Raw genomic sequence first — 23,167 nt, 5'->3', positions numbered from 1 at the left:
TAAAAAAAAGGTAGGGTATTTTATTTTTTAATTGTTTTATAACAAATTAATTATATACTGGGTGCTATTAGTGAACCTTAACCCTTCTTAAAGCTAATGGCACCATTTTTTATTTTCTTTTTAATTTCCTTTTTTCACTATTTAACTTACTAGTTGTTGTAATTTTGTAAAATGCATAAAACTTCAAATAATTCTAAATTAGAATTCATTACTTTAATGGCTTCTTTAATGTCATTAGTTGCCTTATCTATTGATGCTTTACTACCTGCTTTGGATCAAATAGGATACTCTATCAATCTAAAAGACACAAGTGATAATCAACTTCTTGTTACTATGATATTTTTAGGTCTTGGTTTTGGTCAATTAATTGCAGGTCCTATTTCTGATAGTTTTGGTAGAAAACCAATAATATATTTTGGCTTTATTATTTTTGTTTTAGCTAGTTTTATTTGTGTTACAGCTTCAAGTATTGAAATGATGGTAATTGGTAGAATTTTACAAGGAATTGGTCTTTCAGCACCAAGAACCATTAGTATAGCAATGGTACGTGATAGTTTTAGTGGTAACTATATGGCTAAAATAATGTCTTTTATAGTTGTAATTTTCATTTTAGTACCAGTAGTAGCTCCTTCATTAGGTAAAATTATGCTTGATAATTATGGGTGGAAATCTATATTTTATAGTCAATTAATATTTGGAGTATTAATTATGATATGGCTGTGGAAAAGACAGCCAGAAACTTTAAAAAAAGAGCATAAAACTACTTTTTCATATAAGCTTTTTATTAACGGATATAAAGAATTTAAAAAACAGAAGCAAGCATTTGTTTTTACTTTAATTTCTGGGCTAATTACAGGCTCTTTTATGGTATACTTAAGTGCTTCACAATATATTTTTCAAGAACAATATAGCTTACATGAAGAATTTCCTTTTATTTTTGCTGGGCTAGCTATTTCTGTAGGTTTTGCAACATTTTTAAATGGAACTTTAGTCATGAAGTTTGGTATGTTTAAACTAGTCTATTTTTTTACTTATGTTTTTATTCTAGTTCCTATTATTTATATCGCTTTATTTTATGGTTCTAAAAACCCTAGTATTGAAATTATTTTATTGTTTTTTGCGCTTCAATTTTTTTCGATAGGTTTTTTATTTGGAAACTTAAGAGCTTTAGCAATGCAACCTATAGGTCATATTGCTGGTATTGGCGCAGCATTTAATGGTTTTATATCTACAATAATGGCAGTTCCTATTGCTATGTTTATAGGTAGTTATATAACAACGACATCTATTCCTCTTTTTGTAGGCTTTTTGGCTTGTGGATTACTTTCATTAGCGATGCTAGTATACGTTAAGAAAGAGGTACAATTATAAATCAAATCATTCATTTAAAAGTATTTTTAATTTTGAAACTAGAAGTTATTTATCAAGACGAATATATAGTTTGTGTAACAAAACCTAACAATGTTGTTGTACATCATGCACATCATTCTAGAAATGTTTCTGACGAAAAATCATTATTACAATTACTTGATGAACAAATTAAGGGTAAATATTATCCTATTCATAGACTAGATAGAAAAACTTCAGGAATTATTTTACTTGCTAAAGAAACCAAGTTTGTTTCAAAATTTCAAAACCTTTTTACAGAAAATTTAATTCAAAAAACTTATTATGGGATTGTAAGAGGTCATTCTCCACAAAGTACCATTATTGATAGTCCAGTAAAAGGAAGAGATTCAAATGTATACAAAGAGGCAGAAACTAAACTTGAAACTATAAAACAGAAGATTTTAGATATACCTGTAAAACCATATGATACATCAAGGTATAGTTTAGTGAAATTAACTCCAAAAACTGGAAGATTACATCAATTACGAATACATACAAACAAAATAAGTCACCCCTTAATAGGTGATCCAAAATATGGAGATAAAAACCATAATATGATGTTTATTGAAAATTTTGATTGTGACAACTTATTTTTACATGCACATAATCTTGAATTTATTCATCCTTTCTTAAACAAAGAAATCAAATTAACATCTAATTTCACTGAGAATTGGAAAGTTATCTTCAATAAATTCAATTGGGAAATTTAAGAGAATAGTACTAAGAATACTACAGGAAACAACATCCCTAAAACGGCTAATTTCCAGCCTCTTTTAGAAAAACCATTTTTACCAGCAGGAATTAAAACTCCAGTAATTGCTATTAATAACATAGCTACTCCAAAAATATCTGAATACCAAATCCAAAAACTATTAGTAGACTTGTGTAAATACATGGTATGTCCTAATAATGGTACTTTTCTCTTGTACTCTATTATTCCTTTTCCTGTAGCTGTATCAACATCTAATATTATATTTCCTTTAAAATATACTCTAAGTGTATTCTTTCTTACTCTATGGCCATCATATTTTTCATCTATATTCCTTACTTCTTCTTGAATATATTCTTTCGTTAACAAATCTAAGTTCTCAGGTAAATTAAGTTGAACGTCTTTACTTTCGAAAGTATAATTCATAGGATACCAATCTTCTCTGTGATTTAAAATAATTCCTGAAAAAGAAAAAGCAATAATTAAACCTACATAAAAATAAGCAAAGTCACGATGTAAACTTCTATTTGTTAATTTCATTATATTAAATAATATTTATTTTTCAAATATATTGAATTAACCCGAACTATTATGATACTCTATATTTTCTATATCTAGAAATTACTTTACATTAGTCAATAAAAAAACTGCCTTTATTTAAAGGCAGTTTTTTTATTACTTTTTTTAGAAAGAACTATATTTCTTTAAAAATAGCATGCATTAAACGCTTTTTATCATTAATACTTTCTTCTAATGATATCATAGTTTCAGTTCTATTTACACCATGAATGTCATCAATTCTATAAATAATATCTTTCGCATCGTTTGTGCTCTTTGCTCTAACTTTACAAAAAATATTATATTTTCCTGCTGTAACGTAAGCTACAGTTACATTAGGTATTAATCTTAAGCTTTCTAAAACATGTTGTGTCATTGATGTTTTTTCTAAAAAAACACCTACATGAGCTATAAAAGAATATCCCATTTTTTCATAATTCAATGTCAATGTAGATCCTTCTATTATACCTTCATCTTCCATTTTCTTTACTCGTACATGAATAGTTCCTGCAGACACTAATAACTTCTTAGCTATATCAGTAAAAGGTGTTCTAGCATTTTCTATTAAAATGTCTAAGATTTGATGATCTATTTCATCTAATACAAATTTCTTCATTTTTGTTTTATTTCAAGTAATACTGCTAAAATATGATTTTTTTTCAATTTTTATATACTTTCATTAGAAGAAAAACAAAGATCAATCATTTATGTTAAATTCTTGATGGGACAAATATGATTTTAAATCTCCTTCTTTCTCCTTAATTAAAGTAAGCACAAATTTATTACTTTCTATCTTCTCAGCGTACTGATATGCTATATCTTTTTCATTATTTTTTGATCTATAAATAACATCATAGAAGTTCTTGATATTGTTAGGAATAGAAAAATATTCTTCATAATTACTGAACTCAGTATTTGTTGAAATATGAAAAAAACCTTGAATTAAAGCATAAAAATTGAACTTTCTTACTTCTTCTCTGTCATAATCATTAGGATAATGCCCAGCTTCAATCAAAATAGTATTATGTCCTAATTTTTGAAAGTTATCTCCAGTTGCTGTTGGATAAAACTCGTCTGTATATCTTCCAACATGATTCGGTATGATTTGCTGCAATAACTTATTCATTGCTATAATCACATTCATCGTTTCTGCTCTACCCTTAGTAATTTGCCTAGATTCTTCTTCTGAAGGGGCTAAAAACGAAATTGTTGCTGGATTTGAAGTACCCTCAACGCCAAAAATTGTTCTTTGATCATGCAAATTAAAACAGAATTCTGGATTAATTTCTTCTAAAACAGACCTTAAAAGCTTGCTTTCTTTAGCTATTAAATCAACAGCATCTCTATTTAAATCAATATTATTTGCATTAACTCTTGTATAAGCATGAGCTCCATCAGGATTTAGCATTGGAATAATATGAATTTCAATATTACTTAAAATAGTTTTAATTATGCTTTTTGAAGAATTTTCATTTATAAAGTTTAAAAAATCAAAAACCGCTTTTGTTCCAGTACTTTCATTTCCGTGCATTTGACTCCACATGAAAACTTTTTTCTTTCCTCTTCCTAATTTAAGTTTATAAATAGGAGTGCCTTTTTCTGAAGTACCTATAATTTTTGATTCAATATAATTAGGTAATTTTGAATATAAACTTTCAATATCTTTAAAAGTGATCCACCTACCTTTAAGTCTATCTTCTTTTATAATGAGATATTCTTTTTCTAAAGAATCAATGTCTAATATTTCCATTTCTTAAATTAAATAGCAAACCATTCAGAAACTAATTGTTTTTCTATTGATTCAACTGAATTATGTACATAATCATTTTTAGCTAAACTATAATGATAATCTTTTGACCATTCCTCAATATTTTTAGCTAATAACTTTAATGAATCACAAATATAATTTACTTCTTCATTAGTAATTGTTGGATGTATTGATAATCGAACCCAACCTGGTTTATCTGTACTACAGCCTTCTAAAATTTTATCTTTAATTTTATGAGAAGTATTTTGGTCTACATTTAATAAAAAATGTCCATAAGTACCAGCACATGAACACCCACCTCTTGTTTGAATTCCAAAATGATCATTTAATAATTTAACGACTAAATTAAAATGATATTTTTCAAAATAAAAAGAGAAAATACTTAATCTATCTTTATGTTGTGGCGCTAAAATTCTTACTCCACCTATACTTTCTAAGCAATCAAAAATAACAGGATTTATTTCATCCTCTCTTTTTTTCATGCTCTCCGTTCCCATTTTATTCTTTAATTGTATTGATAAAGCAATACGTATTGTTTGTAAAAAAGCAGGTGTACCACCATCTTCTCTCGTTTCAACATCATCAATATAATCGTGTTCTCCCCAAGGATTAGTATATGTTACCGTACCTCCTCCTGGGTTATCAGGAATCGTATTTTTATAAAGTTTTTTATTAAACAACAATACACCTGAACTTCCTGGACCTCCTAAAAACTTATGTGGCGAAAAGAAAATTGCATCTAAATGTTCATTTTCATTATCTGGATGCATATTAATATCTACATATGGTGCAGAACATGCAAAATCTACAAAACACAATCCATTATATTTATGAATTAATGCTGCAATTTTATGATAATCAGTTTTAATCCCAGTAACATTAGATCCAGCAATAACTGATGCTATTTTTATAGGTCTATCGTTATATTTTTTTACTACTTCTTCAAACTTTTCTAAACATACTAATCCAGCATCATCACAAGGTACAACTTCTACATCCGCTATTGTTTCATACCAAGATGTTTGATTAGAATGATGTTCCATATGACTCACAAAAACTATTGGACGTTTCTCATCAGGTATTTGAGTATACTCTTTTAAATTTTCAGAAACTTTTAAACCAAGAATACGCTGAAATTTATTAACTACCCCAGTCATTCCAGAACCTTCAGTTATTAAAACATCATCTTTATTAGCATTTACATGATCTTTAATTATATTTCTAGCTTTAGTGTATGCTAAAGTCATAGCAGCACCAGAAGTAGATGTTTCAGTATGTGTATTAGCTACAAAAGGTCCAAACTCATTTAATAATTTCTCTTCAATTGGCCTATACAATCTTCCGCTCGCTGTCCAATCTGTATAAATAAGTTTTTTTTCACCATAAGGTGTTTTAAATGTTTGGTTTATACCAACTATATTATTTTTAAATTCTTCAAAGTACAGTTCTAAACTCATAACTAAATTCTAAATTTACCTCCTATTAAAATATTGTTTTGAAAAAAGTAAAACCCTTGTGATGCAGTATCAGAAGCATTTACAGTTGTTCTTATATTTGGCATATAAATATATCCTCCTTTGATATCAGCTTGTATAAAAAAGTGTTTTAAAAATGTAATATTTAACCCACCTCCTACTGACGCTCCATATCCAGAAAAATGAAAATCATCATGCCTTTCATTATTTAATAATGTTGTATTTGTTCTAGGAACAAGAACACCAACACCAACACCTTCTGTTAAATTAATTTGAAGATTTTCAAGTTCTAACCCAAACCACTTACTTATATCATCGAATCTATATAACTGAACATTTACGTAATTTAAACCATCTGTATGTTCAAATCGTAAAAAATCACTAGCTAAATTTATATCAGAATTATTATAAACTCCATCATACTTTGGATTACCAACATTAATAGTACCATCAATTTTCACGTTTTGATCTGGTACCATTACATATTTCATATGATCTACTCCAATTGAAATAGTATAGTTTTCTTTAAAAAAATATCCTATTCTAAAATTAGTTTGAGGTATTGTTACCCTTCCCGGATTAAAATAATCTCTAAAAGAAAATTTTGTTGGTCTATCTGTAGCTTTTACATTTTTTAAGGTAAAATCATAATTATTTCCTTTAAAATGTATATCCGAATCAGAATAACTTGCCCAATTCCACCCCCAATAAACAAAAAACTTTCCTTTATTAGTTACCTTTTTAACCTTATTATCTTGTGCATTCATAGATAAGGTAAAAAGGAACAATGCTATTGCTAAATATTTAGTATTCAAAACTTACGCTATTATTTCTTCTATTTCTTTAATAAATCTTTCAGCTAATGCATCAGCTTTCGCTTGAGATATAGCTTCTGTATAAATACGAATAATAGGTTCTGTATTAGATTTTCTTAAGTGTACCCATTCCTCTGCAAAATCTATTTTAACTCCATCTATTGTGTTAACCTCTTCATCTTTATATTTAGAAGCCATTTTTGTTAAAATATCATCTACATTAATTTTTGGAGTTAATTGTATTTTATTTTTACTCATAAAATAACTAGGATAGCTATCTCTTAGCTCTTTACACGATACTTTTTTATTAGCTAAATGAGATAAAAATAAAGCTACACCAACTAAAGAATCACGTCCATAATGTGAATCTGGATAAATAATACCACCATTCCCTTCTCCACCAATAACAGTATTAGTTTCTTTCATTTTCTTTACTACATTTACCTCACCTACTGCACTAGCGGTGTAAGTTCCTCCGTGTTTCTCAGTGACATCTCTTAAAGCTCTAGAAGAAGACAGGTTTGAAACTGTATTACCCCCTTTGTTTTTTCCTAATACATAGTCAGCACAAGCCACTAAAGTATATTCTTCACCAAACATTGAACCATCTTCAGATATTAATGCTAATCGATCAACATCAGGATCAACTACAATTCCTAAATCTGCTTTCTTTTTTACAACTAATTTAGATATATCTGTTAAGTTTTCTTTTAAAGGCTCAGGGTTGTGAGGAAAATGTCCATTAGGCTCACAATATAGTTCTATACATTTAACTCCTAGTTCTTTTAAAAGCATTGGAATAGCTATACCTCCTGTTGAATTTACTCCATCAACTACAGCTTTAAATTTAGCTTTTTTAATTGCTTTTTTATCAACTAAGTCAAGTTTTAAAACTTCCTTAATATGTTTTTTTATATAGTTCTTTTTCTTCTTATAGTTACCTAAATCATCTACTTCAGCAAATTGCAAATTATTGCTTTCAGCTAAAGCTAAAACTTCTGCTCCATCTGCTCCATCTATAAATTCACCTTTTTCATTTAATAATTTTAAAGCATTCCATTGTTTAGGATTATGTGATGCTGTTAAAATTATACCTCCATCTGCTTTTTCAATAGGAACTGCTATTTCAACAGTTGGCGTGGTAGATAAACCTAAATCCAATACATCTATTCCTAAGCCTACTAAAGTATTTGCAACTAAACTAGTAATCATCTTACCAGAAATACGGGCATCTCTTCCTATTACTATTTTTATTTTTTCTTTTTCTTGATTCTGTTTCTTTATAAATGTACCGTAAGCTGCAGCAAATTTTACTGCATCAATAGGCGTTAAATTATCACCTATAGCTCCCCCTATAGTACCTCTAATACCTGAAATAGATTTAATTAAAGTCATATTGTTATTTAATTTGATAACAAATATAACGGTATTTCAGAAATTAAAGCTTACATATAGGCATCTTTAAATGTAACAATTGTTACACTATACAGATATAAAAGATCCGTTAAATCTATACTTAATGGTATCAATTAAGAAAAATTAGTTTCTTGCTTTATATATAGTTTTTTGATATTTATCTCCGTTTTTCAATTCTTTATTTATAATACTATATCCAAAAGGCAATGTTTCTACTAATTTAGGGTTTTGAATTTCTTCACTATCCAATTTTTTAACCTCATAATTATTATCTATTATATTTCCAAAACTAATTACAGTTCCTCCTTGATATACTGATGGTCTGGGGATATTGCATTTACGAGCTTCAGAACTTGAAACCTGAAGAATCTTTATTGCTGTAAAGTATGGATGCTCCTTTGGAACGTCATTTTTAGAATAACTTTTTTTAACAAAAGTAGTTTTCTTACAGTCTACAAATTGATAGTCAAAACCTTTTTGAAATTTCATCTCTTTTCCAGTAACATTATTTGGATCTTGATATATTCCTTGAACATAACTTCCCTGATAAGGTTCATATAAACTTTCAATTGAATTTTCAACTTTTTTATATATTGTATTCCATTTATTCTGAATTGTTAACATCATTCGCTTGCCTTGACCAGAAGTAAAGCTTGCATTTTCTAAAGACCTACAGGGCAAAACATTTGAACTCATAAAATTAGTTGCTGGTACTTGAGTAAAATCAATTCCGCATTTATTTTTATCTTTATCACCTATATATGTTGTACAATCTGAATCAATTTCTGAATTCTCATAAGCCATTGAAGGTAATGTATCGTCTATATAATCATTTTGAGCTACCAAATTACAATTCGAATTATTCCAATTTCTATATGTATGTTCTAATGAGAAATTATGACCAATTTCATGAGGTAAAGTAGATGTTAATAAATATTCATCATCTATCACACTGTTTATTCCTGGTTTATTTGATAAACCAGCTATTTTTCTAGAATCGTATTGACTATAACGTATCGTAGAAACGATATATACATTAAAACTGTTATTTTGATATTTACCTATACTTTTTGAGTATTCTACTAACTGACTAAATGTTCTGTTTCCTCCAATATATAATACAGACCTCCATGTGCTATTAATTTGATCATGCCCTTTATATTTAAAGAAAATTTTAAACTGATTAAATGTTTTATTCAAAATTGCTACAGCCTCAATTAAATCATTTTCACTTATTGGCACAGCACGGTTTCCATTATTTTCATTAACAACATGAAAAAACACATTAAAAACCTTTATTTCATATGAAGGTCGTCGGTTACTATACCTAATATTACCACTTTCATCCAAATCATTATTTAATACTTGTTTAGAATCGACACATTGGGCAGGAGGAATGTCATTAAGCTCCATATAATTTTCTACTTCACTTAATTTTAAAGTTTTTTTATACAATTTGTTCAACATATCTTTTTGTGCTGAACTTTTAATACTAAATAACAACAATAATAATACAATACATAAATTTCTAGTTTTTCTCATTAGTAATAACATTTTTTAGAATTAGGTTCGTTTTAAGGGGGGTATAAAAACACCTTTCTATATCTGACAATGCTAGTAGTAGAAATATTTGTAGTAGTAATTTGGTAGTAGTTGTTTGGAGCTAAAATGCCAAATAAGAATTACTTGAAAAATAATTATAGTACACTAGTACATTCACTATAATTATTGATGAATCAAATTATCAATTGATTCACAGGACCTTATAAATTTAACACTTTTTTTTAAAAAAAACAACACTTATGAAAAGTAACTTTTAAATACAAGGAATAAAAAAAGCCGTTACATGATGTAACGGCTTTTAAAAATTTATGGTTTTTAGGAAATTTATTTTCCTTCCATTTTTTTCTTTAATTCAGCTAATCCACCGATATCACCTAAAGTAGTTTTTTCAGTTTCTTGCGCTTTTTTAGCAGCTGCTTTAACATTCTTTTGCTCTTCAGCTCTAAAGATAGAAGTATGAGAAACAACTATTCTACGGTATTCTTTACTGAATTCAATTACTTGAAATTGAACAGTATCACCTTTAGCTAATTTACCACCATCTTCTTTATCTAAATAACGAGAAGGTGCAAATGCTTCAACTCCATCAGCAAAAGCTACAGTAGCTCCTTTATCGTTTTTATCTTTGATAGTTCCTTCATGAGTAGATCCGATTGAATACGTAGCTTCATGACCATCCCAAGGATTATCTTGAGTTTGTTTATGACCTAAGTTTAATTTACGGTTTTCTACATCTAATTCTAACACTTGAACTTCTAATTTATCACCAACAGTTACGAAATCTGATGGGTGCTTAATTTTCTTAGTCCAAGATAAATCAGAAATATAAACTAATCCATCAATACCTTCTTCTAACTCTACAAACACACCAAAGTTAGTGTAGTTACGTACAGTACCTGAATGTTTAGAACCTACAGGATATTTAGTAGTAATATCAGTCCAAGGATCTGGGTGTAATTGCTTCATACCTAAAGACATTTTACGCTCTTCGCGGTCTAATGTTAAGATTTGAGCTTCTACTTCATCACCAACAGTTACGAAATCTTGTGCAGAACGTAAGTGAGTTGACCAAGACATTTCAGATACGTGAATTAAACCTTCAACACCATCTTCTACTTCAACAAACGCACCATAATCAGCTAAAACAACTACTTTACCTTTTACAGTATCTCCAACTTTTAAATCAGAGTTAAGTGCTTCCCATGGGTGAGCAGATAATTGTTTTAATCCTAATTGAATTCTTGACTTGTTATCATCAAAGTCTAAAATTACAACGTTTAATTTTTGATCTAACTCAACAACCTCATTTGGATGGTTGATACGAGACCAAGATAAATCAGTAATATGTACTAATCCGTCAACACCACCTAAGTCAACAAACACACCATAAGAAGTAACGTTTTTAACAACACCTTCTAATACTTGTCCTTTTTCTAATTGACCGATGATTTCACGTTTTTGATCTTCTAAATCAGCTTCGATTAACGCTTTATGAGAAACTACAACATTCTTAAATTCGTGGTTGATTTTAACAACTTTGAATTCCATAGTTTTTTCAACATATTGATCGTAATCACGGATAGGTTTAACATCAATTTGAGAACCTGGTAAGAAAGCTTCAATACCAAATACATCAACGATCATACCTCCACGAGTTCTACACTTAACAAAACCGTTAACGATTTCTCCAGTTTCATGTGCATTATTAACACGATCCCAAGCTTTGATTACACGTGCTTTTTTATGAGATAATACTAATTGACCAGAAGAATCTTCTCTTTTATCAACTAATACTTCTACTGTATCTCCAACAGCTAAACTAGGATTGTAACGAAATTCATTTAATGAAATAACTCCTTCAGATTTAGAGTTAATATCAATAATTGCATCACGATCAGTAATACGAACAACTTTTCCTTCAATAACATCACGTTCATTTACGAAACCTACTGTTCCTTCTAAAGCTTGTTCAAATTCTTTTAATTTAGACTCATCAACTTCATCAATACCTTCTTCGTATTTATGCCAATTAAATGTTGCTAAAAATTCTGCTGGGTTAACTGCTTCTGCAGTTGTTGTTTTTGTTTCTTCAGACATGTCTGAGAATAATTTTGTATCTTTTTATTAATCAGGATATTATCAATATTAATGCAAAGAGATATTAAACTTATAAATATATTTTTCTTACCTTTTCAATCCTGTTCTTGTAAAAAGGCGTGCAAATTTACGGATTATTTTTTAAGTAACCTAAATAGATATTACTTTAAGTACCTAAAAAAGAGTATACACCACCTTTTCTAGTAATTATTTAACAAATTAACTTTTATCAAGTTCATTCCAATAATAACTATCGGGATAAATTCGATCTCCAAAAATTGCTGTTCCTACTCGGATAATTGTAGCTCCTTCCTCTATTGCAATTTCTAAATCTTTACTCATACCCATTGATAATTCACTCATCTCTACATTCGGTATATTAAGTGCTATAACCTCCTTTTGTATTTTCTTTAAAAGTTGAAAACACTTTCTTATTTCATTCGATTTTGAACTTAACAAACCTATAGTCATTAATCCTTTAATATGAATGTTTTTAAATTTAGCTATATTTTTTATTAGCTCAATTGTTTCATTCGGGGCAACCCCAAACTTACTTTTTTCAAAAGAAGTATTTACTTGAATGAATATATCTATTTGTTTGTTTTCTTGTGCTAATTTATTTTGTAATTTCTCAGCAACAGATAATCTATCAATAGATTCAATACAAGTTACCCATTTAAGCACTTCCTTAATTTTATTACTTTGTAAATGCCCAATAAAATGAACTTCTGGGTTCTTTTCTTTTACTGAATGACATTTTTGCTTAAGCTCCTGTACTTTATTCTCTCCAATAAGTGTTTCTCCTTGTTCTAAAGCAAAATTAATACAGTTTGGTTCTACTGTTTTTGTGGCTAATAATAAACGTACTTCCTCTTTTGCTCTGTTAGCTTTTTTACATGCTTTTATCATTCTATTGTGAATGACATTTAAATTATTTAAAATATTATTCATTTTAATTTAGAGTTCTTTATGCTCTAAACAATCTATTTCCAATTCAGTGTTTTTTAATTCTTTTTGAATTAGATTACAATAATGGTTATTCCCTTCTTTTTTATAGTGGTAACATGTTAAACACATGCGTTGAGTAGAAATTATATTCTTTTGATTTAATTGATAAATTAATTGCATTAATTGCTTTAAGAAAACTCCCTTTTCTATTTCAGATAAATAATCTATTGACTCATTTAGAGCACTTGTAAAAAGACTTGCTTTTTTAACAATCTCTTTTCCTTTTACTGTTAATTCAACCAAAAAGCTTCTAGAGTCTTTAGAATTTACCTTCTTAACAAGTAACTCTTTTTTTAATAAAACCTTAATTGAATCACTAACTGTAGCTTTTGTTAAATCAAATTCAGTAGCCAAAAAACCTACCTTTAAGTTTTCCTTTTTATGTGTATCACAAAAAATCAATAGTTGTATTTGAATTGGACTAATTTTATACAGCTTACTTTCTTCCCAAAGTAATACTCTAAATGCTTTAGAAATACGTTCTAAACCTTGGGTTATTTTTCTATTTAATACTCCAGCTTCCATACTAATAAACAGTTGTTAATTCTTTAGCTTCTTCTACCTCTATAATTTTATTTTTAACATTTCTAAAAGTAATATCTCTAGCTTCTGCATAAGAAATAGAATAACTTCTCTCAAAGCTTCTAAATTCTTTAGGAAATTTTAATAATAATGAATCATAATACCTATCTAATTCATTTTTATTTGGTTTTTCAAACTTTAACCTTAATTGAAAACGTCTTAATAATGCTGTATCAATAATACTTGAATGATTTGTTGCAGCTATTAATAAAGTAGTATTGGGTAGTTGATCAATTTGTTGAATAAGAGTATTCACTAATCGCTTAATTTCTCCAGAATCTTTAGTATCGTAATCACGAGTTTTGCCTATATAATCAAATTCATCTAAAAAAAGAACTGAATTTTCTCGTGAAGCTTTCTTAAATACACTTGTAATATTTTTAGCTGTTTCACCTAACTTCGAAGAAATAATTTCTCCTAAATTCAAAATTAATATTTCCTTATCTAATTTATGAGCTATCGCCTTAGCTGTAGTGGTTTTTCCACAACCAGTGTGCCCATATAAAAGAATTTTATTATCTACTGGTAATTGATATTCACCTAGAATATTTATATACTTAAATTCTTTGAGTAATTGACTTAATATATCCTTATTGCTTTTACTAAAGTGAATATTGCTTAATTCAATTAAAGATGTATCTCTTGACTTTAAAATTAAGTTAGGTAGTATAGCCATTAGTTTATTATGTTTAATAGCACAAAGTTAGTAATCCTAATTAAAAATCACTAGTTTTTATTCTTAGTTATATCTTATAACCTATTTTAACACTGAATTCAATTATTTAATAAATTGATTAGATTATTATTAGTTAAGTAGTGAACAATTAGTTGTTCACTACTTAACTTTACTATTTTAACCTTTTACATCTGCCATAGAAGCACCAAAATTAAGATGCAAAACATTATTAGTTGGAGTTAATAATGCTGGTACAGATTTTACTCCTACCAATTCTGCTTCTTCAATTCTAGACCTGTTTTCTCCAATATTTACAATTTCAATATTGTCCTTACCTATTAACTTAACAATTTCATGTTCAGCACTTATACATACTGAACAACCTGCGTGATAAAAAATTGATTTACTCATTTTTCTGTGTTTAAAATTTTTAGCAATATTGCTATTACAAATATAGTAAGGATCCCTAACTAAATAAAATTATTTAAGAAATTTAACAAAACACAAATACCTGTTTTTTAAACAAAAAACTGATAAACAATGAATTAAGTATGTTAAAGAAATATAATATAAATGAAAAACTCTAATAATAGATATATTAAAATCTATTAAATTAAAGATTGTAACCCAATTTATTGAGTGAAATAAGTTAATTGTAGATTAAAATATTAAGTAGTAGAAATCCAATTTACTCCTTTAGTTTTTACTTCACTACCGTAATTTAGGTAATGATTCATATGTATTATTTCACCATTAATATCTTCTAATTCAACTTTTATATTAAAAAGTCCCCATGTCCAAATTACTAATGAACAATTTGTATTATCAGATTTTCTTTCAATGGTTTTAACTGGGTTTCTAAAGGTTTTATGTAGTGTATATTTAACTTTTTTAATAAAAGGCAAATCTTTACCCTCTATAAATAAATATACTTTATATAGTGTTTTACTACTTCTAGAAGTATTTTTTTTATAATGAGCAATCAACTCTTTATTTACCCCTTTTTTATTCGGGCTAAAAATCGAGTCACGTACTTTTATATCATATGTTTTTACTCTACTATTCATAACCTCTTAATTTTCTTCAATTTCAGGAGCTTGTTGAATTTCTTCTTCTATTGAATTATTTTCAATAGTGTCTAATTGAGTAACCTCATTTGTTGTTGTTGTTATTCTAGATGAATTCGTTCTTGCAGCAGATTCTCCAAAATAATATCCTATGACTGTACCAACTATACCTCCTAATGAAGCTATTACAAGTTGTAACGCTTTCATTTTATTATTAAAATCTGGAGTAGCTGCCATAGAGTATACTATTAAACCAGCAAAAATTATTATGATAACTAAAGCTAAAAAGTGCTTAAAATCATTTATTAAATTAGCAAAAAATTGCGTTGTTACATAAATTAAATTACCATAGTCTTTACTATTAACTTCAGGATTTTTGTACTTACCCCAATTAAAAATTTTAGCAAGCCAGTTTATCATTATTAAACAAGAAAACATAAGCAAAATAAGTATTATAATGCCACTGGAATGTTCTGTTAAAAAAGTTAAGAAGTTTTCCATTATATTTTTAGTTTAATTAATTAAGCTTACACATAGCTAATTTAGTTAAAATGAATTGAAATTCAAATTACAATTCTTTAATTTCTACTTTAAATAAGTTAGTGAATATATTAAAAACAACCTGTGCTTCTTTTTTACGAACTGAAATTGTATACTCGCATGCTAACTCTAATTTTTGATTAATAATTTCAATACTACGTTCTTTTACAATACGTTGCACTTTGTTCATCATATCGTAACCGAAAGTTAACTTATAATGTATATCAATAGTTTTCTCAATAATATCTGAAGCTTCTAAAGCTAATTGAGCAGAAGATCTATACGCATTAATTAAACCACCTACTCCTAATTTAGTTCCTCCAAAATAACGAACGGAAACTATTAAAACATTGGTTACATCAAAAGCCTGAATTTGCCCATAAATAGGTTGCCCTGCAGAATTACTTGGCTCTCCATCATCATTAGCTCTAAACCTTATTTTTTCGGTTCCTAACTGCCAAGCATAACAAAAATGACGTGCGGAATGATGTTGTTTTTTCAAGCCTTCTAAAGCTTTTTTCACATCATCTTCATTAAAAACGGGAAATGCATAACCAAAAAACTTGCTATTCCTATCTTTAAACAGGGTTTCTTCTGAAGGTTTTGTTATTGTTTTATATGTATCTTTTATTTCACTCATTAAGCTATAGTTACTAGAATAATTCCTAAAATAGCCAAAACTACTCCTATTTTATTTTTTAAACTAAAATTCTCTTTAAATAACAGTAATCCAACCAAAGTAGATGCAATAACAATTCCTACATTATTTACTGTAAATAATGTTGAGCTTTCAAAGTTTTTATTTTGCAAAGCTTTAATTAAAAAAACAATTGAATAATAATTAGGAATCCCTAATATAACACCAGCTATTATACTTTTCTTTTCTATTTTTTCTCTTGAAATCAATTGCTTTACTATCAAAATTACTATTCCAAAAAAAGCAGCAAAACCAAATAAACTACCCGAGAAAAAATCAACACCATCAATAGTTACAAAATTAGTTTCTACATATTTTAAAGTTGTATCTATAACTCCAGAACCTAAAAACAATAAAACTGGAAATAACAAACCTGCTTTTGTTGTTGATTTTTTTTCTTTAATTGAAGATAAATATACAGCTATCAAAGCTACTAATATACCTATTACCTTTAAAACTGTTACGCTTTCATTATATAAAATAATACCAAAAACAATAGGCACAACTACTGACATTTTTCCAGCAATCGAAGCAACTGAAACACCGTTATATTGAGCTGTCATAGCCATTACAAAGAAAATTGAAACAAACAACAAGCCTAATGAAACTGCTCCATAAAACCAAGGTTGCAAATTTATTGTTGCTAATTCACTAAAAGCATTTGCTGAAAACATACCTAGAGTAAAGGCTACTACATAATTTACAACAATAGCTTGTAAAGTATTTACTTTATAAATATTAAAATACTTAAATATTACAAATAAAGACGTTGAAAACACAACGCTTAACACTAAATATATCATCCTATAAAAACTCTTTTCTATTTAATAAATTAACTACATCTTCAGTTTCTGGATTTATATTCCATACATGGATTCCCATATTTTTTGCTATATCTGTATTTTCTTTTGTATCATCAATAAAAATTGTTTCTGAGGCTAATAAATTATTTTCTCCTAATACAAACTCATAAATATTCTCATTAGGCTTACGTAAATTAATTTCATGCGATAAATAAAATTGCTCAAAACAATTTTTAAACTCCTGGTACAAGTTATTTCCCAAATCATTTTGAATCCAAGAAATATGCAATTCATTAGTATTACTCAATAAAAATAAACGATACTTACTTGATTTTTCAAGCTCTTTTAAAAACTCTAACCTGTGTAATGGAAAATTTAATAAAATGGCATTCCAAGCATTAATCAAATCCTTTTTAGCTATATTAAATTTTTTATGGTAAAAATCAACAAACTCTTTGGTAGTAATTAACCCCATTTCATATCTGTAATATACTTGCATCATCTCTTCAGAAACTTCTGTTACTCCTAACTTTGCTAATTCCTTGTATGTTGCCTGCTTATCTAAATTGATGAATACATCACCAAAATCAAAAATGATATTTTTAATCATTTATATAGGTTCTTAATATATCGTTACTTAATTTTTCTTCGGAAATCAATGTTCCTTTAAAATTTGGATTTCTTACTCCTTCTTGAAATTTATTATCACCAATAAAAATTTTAGCTTCATCCCATAAATTTGCATCAATAAATGTTTGTAGAGTTTGTTTTCCACCTTCAACAATAACTGATTGTATTTGATGTTTATGTAATACTTCACAAATTTGTTGAGCTATTTCTATTGAAAAATCAATTTGCTCTATGTGATATTTAAATCCACTAATTTTATCTACTGATCCATTTTTATTTGTACTTGAATCAATTATAATTATTGTTTTAATAGATCCATCAAAAATATTAGTTTCTAATGGAATTCTTAAGTTTTTATCAATAACAATTCTTACAGGATTATTTCCTGACCAACTTCTTACATTTAACTTTGGATTATCAGCTATAACAGTATTTGTGCCGACTAAAATAGCATGCTCTTCACTTCGCCATTTGTGCACTAACTGTTGTGAATATGAATTTGAAATCCATATTGGTCTTTGTTCACTCTTAGTTAAAGGTGCTATAAAACCATCAAGTGTTTCAGCCCATTTTAAAATAATGTAAGGACGTTTTTTATTTTGAACAGTAAAAAAACGTTTATGATGCTCAAAACATTCTTTTTCTAACACCCCTACCGTAACACTACAACCTTCTTTTTTTAAACGTTCAATACCTTTTCCCGCAACTAAACTATTTGTATCTAAACAACCAATTACAACATTAGGAATTTTCATTTTTATTATTAAATCAGCACATGGTGGCGTTTTTCCATAATGTGAACATGGCTCCAAGGTTACATATATTGTCGCATTTTTTAATAACTCTTTATTATTTACTGAATGAATAGCATTTACTTCAGCATGATTACCACCATAAGGAGAAGTAAACCCCTCTCCTATTATTTTATTATTTAATACAATAACTGCTCCTACTGAAGGGTTAGGTCTAACTGTTCCAATTCCTTTTTTAGCTAATTGTAAACAGCGGCCCATATACTTTTCGTGATTCAAAATAATCTAAAATTTTATTTTCTCTGTTTTATCAATTGGATACGTACTAGAAAACCCTAGTACTTTATACTTTATGTTTCCTTTAAAAGTAACATCTAAGCTTTTATTTAATACTGAATTTAGAATTCCACCTAAAATGCCTCCTTTATTATTTTCAAATACTTTTTTTGATGGAATTATAACTTTTAAAGGAATAGAAAACTCTTTATTTGCTGGTACTTTAAATTGTTCAGAAAATACTTCAGCTACTTCACTTCCGTTAATAATTACCTTTACTTTGTCTGTAGAAATCTTACCTCCAATATCATTTTCATTTTTAAAATATGCCATGGCTTTTAAACGAATGGTATCCATTTTAAAAGACACAATTTTAATATCATCTAATTTTAAAAAAATTGGTTTCTTTTTAACAGAACAACTTGTTATAAATAAAAATAGTATTGAAAAATAGGTGAATCTTTTCATCATTTTTGTATTTAATTTTAAGTAATTTTGTACGTACAAAAATACTACATTCCTATGATACCATCTGATTTTATTATAAGAGAAATTAAACCTGAGGATAATAAGCAAATTGCTACCGTTATTCGTAATGTTTTAATTGAGTTTGGTGTACCTAAAGTTGGTACTGCTTATGAAGACAGTGCTACTGATGAAATGTATGAAACTTATCAAGAAGAGAATGCTGGTTATTATATTATTGAACACAAAAATAAAATAGTTGGAGGTGCTGGTTTTTCTAAACTCGACAATTTTGAAGGTAATGTTTGTGAGTTTCAAAAGATGTATTTTTTACCTATAGCTAGAGGAAAAGGACTTGGAAGTAAGCTTATTGATTTTTCTTTAAAAGAAGCCAAAAAACAAGGCTTTAAACACTGCTATTTAGAAACTATGCCCTATATGGATGCTGCTAGAGCTTTATATAAAAAAAATGGTTTTGTTAACTTAGATAAACCTATGGGAGATACTGGACATTTTTCCTGCAATGTATGGATGATTAAAGAATTATAAAACTGAAGACTTTATACAATGACAATTAAAGAGTTTAAAAATAATTTCATTTATCAACTATCACCAGTTTATCCACAAACTGAAATAGATACCTTTTTCTTTTATTTAATAGAAGAGTATTTAAATTTACAACGTATAGATATTACTTTACAGCCTAATTTTGAAATTTCTTCTGAAAATGAAACTCTTTTAAATAAAGCTTTAGCACGATTAAAAAAAGAAGAACCCATACAATATATTTTAGGTAAAACTGAGTTTTATGGATTACCTTTTCATGTAAATAGACACACATTAATTCCTCGTCCAGAAACAGAAGAGTTAGTTGAGTGGATTATTTCTGAAGTAAAAGAAATCAGAACAAATAATCAAACAAAATCTTTATCTATCCTAGATATCGGTACAGGTTCGGGATGCATCCCTATAAGTTTAAAAGTTAATATTGATAATTCTACGATTTGTGCTATTGATGTTTCTGAAGAAGCTTTAAAAATAGCTAAGCATAATTCAGATTTAAATAATTCTCTTGTCCAATTTTTAAATTTAGATATATTAAAAGCAGATTCTTTAAATGTTTTTACGAAAAAAACAACATCTGATGAAATCATTAAGTTTGACATTATTGTTTCTAATCCCCCATATGTAAGGAACTTAGAAAAAATAGAAATTAAAAATAATGTTTTACAAAATGAACCTCATTTAGCCTTATTTGTTGAAGATGACAATCCTTTAATTTTTTATACTAAAATAGCCGATTTAGCAAAAAAACATCTTTCTTCTGACGGTTTTCTTTTCTTTGAAATAAATCAATATTTAGGAAGCCAAACTGTTGGAATGCTTCATCAAAAAGGATTTAAAAACATTGAACTTCGTAAAGATTTGTTTGGAAACAATAGAATGATTAAAGCAAACTTATAGCTTTTACTTTTTTCATTACTTTCTCTAAACAACTTATTAAGTCATAAATTTCTACTTCGTTATAACTAGCAAAACCTATTCGCAATGAATTATGATTGTTATTTCCAAGATCATATCGTTTCCAATCTCCAATTATTAAATTATACTTCAAAGCCTTCTCTTCAACTACCTTCCAAGAGTACTTTTTATTTAAAACAACCCAAATAGCCATTCCTCCTTTTGGAATATCAAATTCTAAAAATTCTGAAAGTTTTTCTTTTAATAATTTACAAAACAAATCTCTACGCTGTTTATATATTTTCAAAACCTTTCTAATATGTCTATCTAAATCTCCCGATTTTATAAAATCCGCAAAAGTCAACTCTAATAAAGCATCTCCTTGCCTATCTATATATCTTCTACAACTAGATGCTTCATCTACAAACTCTTTAGAAGCTATCAAGTAACCTATCCTGAAAACTGGCGCTACTGTTTTACAAATAGATCCGATGTATATTACGTTTCCATGAATGTCATGACTTGCCAATGGTAAAATTGGTGCATGATTATAATTAAAGTCATAATCATAATCATCTTCAATGATTGCAAATTGATGTTGTTTTGCTAAATTCAATAAATGAATTCTTCTTTCAGCAGATAAGGTTACTGTAGTAGGATGATGATGATGAGAAGTTACATACACAGCCTTAATTTTTTTCTTTTTACATATTTCTTCTAGCTCAGTAATACACAAACCATCATTATCAACCCGAATACGAACTAATGTTGCTTCATGTTGCAAAAAAGTAGTATCTGCCGATGAATAATTCGTTGCACCAACAACAATTACATCCTCTTTTTTTAATAATAACTGTGTACTAAGCCATATTCCCATTTGACTTCCTCTAGTTATTAATATATTGTTTTTTGTTATTTGTAAACCTCTTGTTTCATTCAAATAAGTAACTAAAACTTCTCTTAATCTATCATTTCCATACGTAGAACCATACGATAAATGTTCAAAAACATCTTTCTTCCCTGCTATTTTTCTATAAACTCTAGCTAGCTCAACTGTTGGTGTAAGCCTGCTATCTGAAACACCATCATTTAGGTATATTTTTTCTTTTTCTTTTTGATTTGTTTTAACACTTAACAACTCATTTTTATAAAACGAAAACCCGCTAACTGTGTTTTTATTGTTACTCGTAGTTTTATCAAATACACGAAGTTGTAATAATGGTAAATCTGCCTTAACAAATGTTCCTTTTTTAGGAATTGACTCTACCCAACCTTGCAAATCAAGTTCTTCATAACAAGCTACAATAGTCTTTCTATGTACTTTTAACAATTCCGCTAAAGTTCTTGTTCCTAATAATTTAGTATTTGCTGGTAATACTCCACTTTTTATAAATGCAATTAATTGATTTGCTAATTGTAAATAAATAGGTTGGTTACAACTTTTATCAAATTTAAAGCTAGTTTTATAAGGAAACATCTGGACTATTAATTATTTTAATTCTGGACTAATATTATAGTCCATAAATGTAATACTTTTGATTATACAAAACAAACACATCATTACATTAACTAAGCCATTAAAAGGAAGATATGACAGTACAAGATTTACAACAAGCAGAATATAATGAATATTATTCAAGATATATAAATAAAGTATCAAAAGACACTAGCTTAATAAAAGGCTTTGAAGATGATAGAAAAATGGTTGTTGACTTTTTCTCATCAGTTCCTGAAAACAAACTTGAATATCGATACCAGCCTGAAAAATGGACAATCAAAGAATTACTTCAACATATTATTGATACTGAAAGAATATTTATTTACCGCTTTCTTCGAATCAGTAGAAATGACAAAACGGCTTTAGCTGGTTTTGATCAAGATATATACATTGATCCCTCTATGGCTAACAACAAGTCTTTAGAAGAGTTAATTAATGAATTTAATAGTACTCGTTCTTATTCTATAAACTTAATTGAAAGTATTTCTGATGAAAATTTAAAAAACATAGGTACAGCTAGTGATTCAACTATATCAGCTAGAGCTTGTGCTTTTATATTATTAGGCCATAGTGTTTGGCATATAGAAGTAATCAAAGAAAGGTACTTATAATGTTAGAGATTAGACCTAATTGTGAACATTGCAATAAAAATTTGCCCTATAATTCTGAAGAAGCAATGATATGCTCATTTGAATGCACTTACTGTAAAGAATGCGCTTTAGAACTTTTTGAAAATGTATGTCCTAGTTGTAGTGGCAACTTTATTCAACGTCCAATTAGACCTTCTTTTCATTTAAAAAAATATCCCGTATCAAAAGAACGAATTTTTATCCCAAAAAATAAAAACTTAACAAAACAAAACACAGAAGCTTACAAAAATATTCTACCAATAAAAAGGTGATTTTTTACTAAAACAATAAAC

The 23,167-nt window shown here is 27.9% G+C and carries 26 protein-coding genes; 6 read left to right on the top strand and 20 right to left on the bottom strand.

All coding sequences use genetic code 11. The features are described from left to right. Positions 1-171: 171 nt before the first annotated feature. Together DS884_RS13185 and DS884_RS13180 are read left to right on the top strand one after the other, a co-directional pair. Positions 172-1,371, top strand: a complete 1,200-nt coding sequence (locus tag DS884_RS13185) for a multidrug effflux MFS transporter (RefSeq protein WP_199488214.1) — start codon at positions 172-174, stop codon at positions 1,369-1,371. Between the two features lie 32 nt (positions 1,372-1,403). Beyond that, entirely contained in the window at positions 1,404-2,099 is a 696-nt protein-coding gene (locus DS884_RS13180) for a pseudouridine synthase (protein WP_113787057.1), read from the top strand. Here the strand turns inward: DS884_RS13180 and DS884_RS13175 are convergent. The 19 genes from DS884_RS13175 to DS884_RS13085 form a co-directional block, all read right to left on the bottom strand. Further along, entirely contained in the window at positions 2,096-2,638 is a 543-nt protein-coding gene (locus DS884_RS13175) for a PepSY-associated TM helix domain-containing protein (RefSeq protein WP_113787056.1), read from the bottom strand. The genes DS884_RS13180 and DS884_RS13175 overlap by 4 nt on opposite strands. A 154-nt stretch (positions 2,639-2,792) precedes the next feature. Then, positions 2,793-3,272, bottom strand: coding sequence for an Lrp/AsnC family transcriptional regulator (locus DS884_RS13170; protein ID WP_093871072.1), 480 nt, complete (start codon positions 3,270-3,272; stop codon positions 2,793-2,795). A gap of 81 nt (positions 3,273-3,353) precedes the next feature. After that, entirely contained in the window at positions 3,354-4,406 is a 1,053-nt protein-coding gene (locus tag DS884_RS13165) for a M14 family zinc carboxypeptidase (protein WP_093871071.1), read from the bottom strand. Between the two features lie 8 nt (positions 4,407-4,414). After that, on the bottom strand, positions 4,415-5,881 hold the full coding sequence (locus DS884_RS13160) for an aminotransferase class V-fold PLP-dependent enzyme (RefSeq protein WP_113787055.1): 1,467 nt from the start codon (positions 5,879-5,881) through the stop codon (positions 4,415-4,417). 2 nt (positions 5,882-5,883) lie between these two features. Further along, positions 5,884-6,714: a hypothetical protein gene (locus tag DS884_RS13155; RefSeq protein ID WP_410529731.1), complete on the bottom strand. Its 831-nt coding sequence runs from the start codon at positions 6,712-6,714 to the stop codon at positions 5,884-5,886. A 3-nt stretch (positions 6,715-6,717) separates the two neighbouring features. Next, the gene (glmM, locus tag DS884_RS13150; protein WP_093871068.1) at positions 6,718-8,109 is read right to left on the bottom strand and encodes a phosphoglucosamine mutase; all 1,392 of its coding nucleotides are present in this window, start codon (positions 8,107-8,109) and stop codon (positions 6,718-6,720) included. Positions 8,110-8,253: 144 nt separating this feature from the next. Then, on the bottom strand, positions 8,254-9,672 hold the full coding sequence (locus tag DS884_RS13145; protein ID WP_158530844.1) for a M43 family zinc metalloprotease: 1,419 nt from the start codon (positions 9,670-9,672) through the stop codon (positions 8,254-8,256). Between the two features lie 345 nt (positions 9,673-10,017). Further along, positions 10,018-11,790, bottom strand: coding sequence for a 30S ribosomal protein S1 (rpsA, locus tag DS884_RS13140; RefSeq protein ID WP_093871066.1), 1,773 nt, complete (start codon positions 11,788-11,790; stop codon positions 10,018-10,020). A gap of 219 nt (positions 11,791-12,009) precedes the next feature. Further along, a complete protein-coding gene (locus DS884_RS13135; protein ID WP_113787052.1) occupies positions 12,010-12,741 on the bottom strand; it encodes a YggS family pyridoxal phosphate-dependent enzyme in 732 nt (243 codons plus the stop codon). Positions 12,742-12,747: 6 nt separating this feature from the next. Then, positions 12,748-13,323, bottom strand: coding sequence for a MarR family winged helix-turn-helix transcriptional regulator (locus DS884_RS13130; protein ID WP_113787051.1), 576 nt, complete (start codon positions 13,321-13,323; stop codon positions 12,748-12,750). Position 13,324: 1 nt separating this feature from the next. Continuing rightward, a complete protein-coding gene (locus DS884_RS13125; RefSeq protein WP_113787050.1) occupies positions 13,325-14,056 on the bottom strand; it encodes an AAA family ATPase in 732 nt (243 codons plus the stop codon). Positions 14,057-14,233: 177 nt separating this feature from the next. Further along, the gene (locus DS884_RS13120) at positions 14,234-14,467 is read right to left on the bottom strand and encodes a thioredoxin family protein (RefSeq protein WP_093871062.1); all 234 of its coding nucleotides are present in this window, start codon (positions 14,465-14,467) and stop codon (positions 14,234-14,236) included. A 257-nt stretch (positions 14,468-14,724) separates the two neighbouring features. Then, positions 14,725-15,123, bottom strand: a complete 399-nt coding sequence (locus tag DS884_RS13115; protein WP_093871061.1) for a pYEATS domain-containing protein — start codon at positions 15,121-15,123, stop codon at positions 14,725-14,727. A gap of 6 nt (positions 15,124-15,129) precedes the next feature. Next, a complete protein-coding gene (locus tag DS884_RS13110) occupies positions 15,130-15,543 on the bottom strand; it encodes a hypothetical protein (protein ID WP_113787049.1) in 414 nt (137 codons plus the stop codon). Between the two features lie 148 nt (positions 15,544-15,691). After that, positions 15,692-16,303, bottom strand: coding sequence for an IMPACT family protein (locus tag DS884_RS13105; protein ID WP_113787048.1), 612 nt, complete (start codon positions 16,301-16,303; stop codon positions 15,692-15,694). Beyond that, positions 16,303-17,163, bottom strand: a complete 861-nt coding sequence (locus DS884_RS13100) for a GRP family sugar transporter (RefSeq protein WP_113787047.1) — start codon at positions 17,161-17,163, stop codon at positions 16,303-16,305. Before DS884_RS13100 ends, DS884_RS13105 begins: the two co-directional genes overlap by 1 nt. Before the next feature lies 1 nt (position 17,164). Then, a complete protein-coding gene (locus tag DS884_RS13095) occupies positions 17,165-17,773 on the bottom strand; it encodes an HAD family hydrolase (protein WP_113787046.1) in 609 nt (202 codons plus the stop codon). Then, complete coding sequence (ribD, locus tag DS884_RS13090) at positions 17,766-18,806, bottom strand: bifunctional diaminohydroxyphosphoribosylaminopyrimidine deaminase/5-amino-6-(5-phosphoribosylamino)uracil reductase RibD (protein ID WP_410529730.1); 1,041 nt, start codon at positions 18,804-18,806, stop codon at positions 17,766-17,768. Before ribD ends, DS884_RS13095 begins: the two co-directional genes overlap by 8 nt. A 24-nt stretch (positions 18,807-18,830) precedes the next feature. Beyond that, the gene (locus tag DS884_RS13085) at positions 18,831-19,292 is read right to left on the bottom strand and encodes an LEA type 2 family protein (protein ID WP_233487158.1); all 462 of its coding nucleotides are present in this window, start codon (positions 19,290-19,292) and stop codon (positions 18,831-18,833) included. 51 nt (positions 19,293-19,343) lie between these two features. Here DS884_RS13085 and DS884_RS13080 point away from each other — a divergent pair, with 51 nt between their 5' ends. Next, a complete protein-coding gene (locus DS884_RS13080) occupies positions 19,344-19,835 on the top strand; it encodes a GNAT family N-acetyltransferase (RefSeq protein WP_113787044.1) in 492 nt (163 codons plus the stop codon). An 18-nt stretch (positions 19,836-19,853) separates the two neighbouring features. After that, positions 19,854-20,750 (top strand): peptide chain release factor N(5)-glutamine methyltransferase, encoded by an 897-nt coding sequence (gene prmC, locus DS884_RS13075; protein WP_113787043.1) that lies wholly within the window; start codon positions 19,854-19,856, stop codon positions 20,748-20,750. Here the strand turns inward: prmC and DS884_RS13070 are convergent. After that, positions 20,734-22,224: a PLP-dependent aminotransferase family protein gene (locus DS884_RS13070; RefSeq protein ID WP_113787042.1), complete on the bottom strand. Its 1,491-nt coding sequence runs from the start codon at positions 22,222-22,224 to the stop codon at positions 20,734-20,736. The genes prmC and DS884_RS13070 overlap by 17 nt on opposite strands. Before the next feature lie 113 nt (positions 22,225-22,337). Between DS884_RS13070 and DS884_RS13065 the strand changes: the two genes are divergently transcribed. Further along, complete coding sequence (locus DS884_RS13065) at positions 22,338-22,856, top strand: DinB family protein (RefSeq protein ID WP_113787041.1); 519 nt, start codon at positions 22,338-22,340, stop codon at positions 22,854-22,856. Beyond that, complete coding sequence (locus tag DS884_RS13060) at positions 22,856-23,146, top strand: DUF1272 domain-containing protein (protein ID WP_113787040.1); 291 nt, start codon at positions 22,856-22,858, stop codon at positions 23,144-23,146. Before DS884_RS13065 ends, DS884_RS13060 begins: the two co-directional genes overlap by 1 nt. Positions 23,147-23,167 lie beyond the last annotated feature (21 nt).

Origin of the sequence: Tenacibaculum sp. E3R01 (assembly GCF_003318185.1) — a bacterium.
In the GTDB taxonomy this organism is placed as follows: Bacteria; Bacteroidota; Bacteroidia; order Flavobacteriales; family Flavobacteriaceae; genus Polaribacter; species Polaribacter halocynthiae.
Note: the sequence above shows the minus strand (reverse complement) of the source record. Positions and strands in the feature narration are given on the sequence as shown.